Origin of the sequence: uncultured Pseudoalteromonas sp., assembly GCF_963922945.1 — a bacterium.
Classification (GTDB): domain Bacteria; phylum Pseudomonadota; class Gammaproteobacteria; order Enterobacterales; family Alteromonadaceae; genus Pseudoalteromonas.
This window is the reverse complement of sequence record NZ_CAWUKC010000165.1, coordinates 1-2,753: the sequence shown is the minus strand read 5'-3', so window position 1 is coordinate 2,753 and position 2,753 is coordinate 1. Positions and strand designations below refer to the sequence as shown.

Here is a 2,753-nt window from a genome sequence, read left to right as displayed (position 1 = left end):
TGCTTTTATACAAAACGCATCGATAAATCGATTGATTGTAAATTTTTTGTAAGTGCGCCGCTGGATATAAAGTCTACACCCGCTTGCGAGTAAGTTTTAAGCGTTTCTAGCGTCATATTGCCAGAAACCTCCAATTTAGCGCGCTTATTGGTAATGACCACGGCTTGCTGAATTTGTTCAACGCTAAAGTTATCGAGCATGATTATATCGGCACCTGCATTAATGGCTTGCTCAAGTTCATGTAATGACTCAACTTCTACTTCAACAGGCTTTGTAGGGTGGTTTTGCTTAGCTTGGGCTACGGCTTTATCAATTCCGCCACACGCAGCTATGTGGTTTTCTTTAATTAAAAACGCATCAAATAAGCCTATACGGTGGTTTGCACCGCCGCCGCATTTGACTGCATATTTTTGCAATGCTCTAAGGCCTGGAATAGTTTTACGGGTATCGAGTAATTGTGTGCTAGTGCCGCTTAGCTCTTTTACATAATTGGCAGTTGTGGTTGCGGTACCCGAAAGCGTTTGTACAAAGTTAAGCGCGGTACGCTCCGCAGTTAAAATAGCGCGGGCAGAACCTTTAGCGGTAAATAAAGTGCTATTTGCTGGCACAAAGTCGCCATCATTTACTAGTACGTTTACTTCAACGCTTGGATCTACTTGTTTAAACACTTCTATAATTATGTCTTTACCACAAAAAACGCAGTCTTCGCGGGTAATTACTTTAGCATTTCCGAGCTCGTTTTGTGGAATAAGCTGCGCGGTAATATCGCCGTCTTGTGCTGATTGATAATTTAGATCTTCATCTAAAGCGAGGGTGACAAGTTGAGTAATAAGCGTGTGCGAAATTGACATATGAAGGCTCATAAGTGTTAATAAATTAAGCAAATTTTACTATGTTTAAATAACTAATAGAAGCGCTTTTAAATGAGCAGGGGGTTATTACACCTACATATATAGCATGGCTGCTAAAAGTAATGCTACCAGCTGAATGTTAGCTAGCCGCAATGGCTATCATTCTTTAAATAAATCCTTTAGCATCAAGTTTATGTATACCGTGGTATTAAAATAATGCAGATAGATTCAAGCGGAGTTGTTGCTAATATAACGCAGCGGCCCTGTACACATTTTGATGAGCGCCCCGAAAATACCGATATTTCGCTATTGGTCATTCATAATATTTCATTGCCGGCAGGGCAATTTGGCACCGAACACGTTGATGCCCTATTTATGGGGGAAATTAACTGTAATGCGCACCCTAGTTTTTGCGATTTAAAAGGGCTTAGAGTGTCGGCGCATTGCTTTATAAAACGCACTGGCGAGATTGTTCAATATGTGCCATTTAATAAACGCGCATGGCATGCAGGGAAATCTGAATTTGCAGGGCAAAGCGCCTGTAATAACTTTAGTATAGGTATTGAGCTTGAGGGCACAGATACTACACCTTACTCTCAAGCGCAGTACACAAGCTTACATAACCTAACAAAGGCAATTATGACCCGTTACCCGCTTATCACCACTAAGCGAGTTGTAGGGCATTGCGATATAGCGCCAGGGCGAAAAACCGATCCTGGGGAAAGTTTTAATTGGCCTGCTTATATAAGCAGGCTAGAACAAGCAAATTAAGTGAGTCGCTATCATGATTTTAGTTTCTATCATTATTGCACTAATACTTGAGCGTTTAGGTGCGCGCTCACAGTACTGGCAAATAAGCTATTACGCGAATGGTTATTTAAACCGCTCGGGTAAATTACTTAGTGAAAACGGATTGTTTGGCTCGGCAATTGGCTTTTTAATTTGGTTAGTGTTACCTGTAGTGGCTGTTGCGCTTATATATGTACTCTCTGACTTTGTACTGTGGCAGTTAGCTATAAATGTTGTAGTTTTATTGGTTTGTTTTGGTTGCGCTAAGCACCGTGCTTTATATAAGTCGTATTTAAATGCATTAACGCGGGATGATAAAACCGCTGCTTCATTATACGCACTCCAAATGGGGCAAAAACACCTAGAAGATGAAGAAGGCGGAGAAACATTTGGGCAAACCTTAGCCTGGATTAACTTTAGGTTTTATTGCGCCGTTATTTTTTGGTTTGTTGTGCTTGGCGCTCCCGGCGCCGTGTTATATGCAATAGTGCGTACGTTGGCCGATTTAGTAAGAGAAAACCATAAAGTAGTGTTTGCAAACCGTTTTAAGCTGCTGCATAAATTATTATTTTGGCTAGATTGGCTACCTGCACGTGTTGCAAGCTTTGGTTATTTAGTTATTGGTAACTTTAATAAAGGTACAAGCTGCTGGTTGCATTATGTATTGGATTTTAAAACACCAAACCGCAAAGTAGTTACCTGTACAGCACTTGCGGCCGAGCAAGTAGAGCAGCGCTATTATGGCTGCACCTATGAGGCTACTTGTATGATTAAGCTCGTTAAACGTAACGTGCTCTTTTATTTAGTACTGATTGCACTGCTTACTTTATTTGGCGGTTTATCGTAGTCGCGATTTTATATCGCGCAATATACTCCGTGCTTAAATTGCGCTCCAGAGCTGAGGTAATTAGTCGCGGGGTAAACCCGCTGCTACGGCTTTTGCGTAGTCGCGATTTTACATCGCGCAATATACTCCGTGCTTAGATTGCGTTCCAGAGCTGAGGTAATTAGTCGCGGGATAAACCCGCTGCTAAGGTTCTGCGTAGTCGCGATTTTACATCGCGCAATATACTCCGTGCTTAAATTGCGCTCCAGAGCTGAGGTAATTAGTCG

3 protein-coding genes are annotated in these 2,753 nt (G+C 41.7%); 2 read left to right on the top strand and 1 reads right to left on the bottom strand.

Annotation, left to right across the window (positions count from 1 at the left end; translation table 11 throughout):
• Positions 1-5: 5 nt before the first annotated feature.
• Positions 6-851 carry a carboxylating nicotinate-nucleotide diphosphorylase gene (gene nadC, locus AABI99_RS17965; protein WP_338367486.1) on the bottom strand — a complete coding sequence of 282 codons (846 nt, stop codon included), beginning with the start codon at positions 849-851 and terminating at the stop codon, positions 6-8.
• Between the two features lie 216 nt (positions 852-1,067).
• Here nadC and ampD point away from each other — a divergent pair, with 216 nt between their 5' ends.
• A complete protein-coding gene (ampD, locus tag AABI99_RS17960; protein ID WP_338367485.1) occupies positions 1,068-1,622 on the top strand; it encodes a 1,6-anhydro-N-acetylmuramyl-L-alanine amidase AmpD in 555 nt (184 codons plus the stop codon).
• 13 nt (positions 1,623-1,635) lie between these two features.
• A complete protein-coding gene (gene ampE, locus AABI99_RS17955) occupies positions 1,636-2,487 on the top strand; it encodes a beta-lactamase regulator AmpE (RefSeq protein WP_338367484.1) in 852 nt (283 codons plus the stop codon).
• Positions 2,488-2,753 lie beyond the last annotated feature (266 nt).

Excerpts from the sequence above, each read along its gene's own strand:
- nadC (WP_338367486.1), bottom strand. The coding sequence starts at position 851 with ATGTCAATTTCGCACACGCTTATTACTCAACTTGTCACCCTCGCTTTA.
- ampD (WP_338367485.1), top strand. The coding sequence starts at position 1,068 with ATGCAGATAGATTCAAGCGGAGTTGTTGCTAATATAACGCAGCGGCCC.
- ampE (WP_338367484.1), top strand. The coding sequence starts at position 1,636 with ATGATTTTAGTTTCTATCATTATTGCACTAATACTTGAGCGTTTAGGT.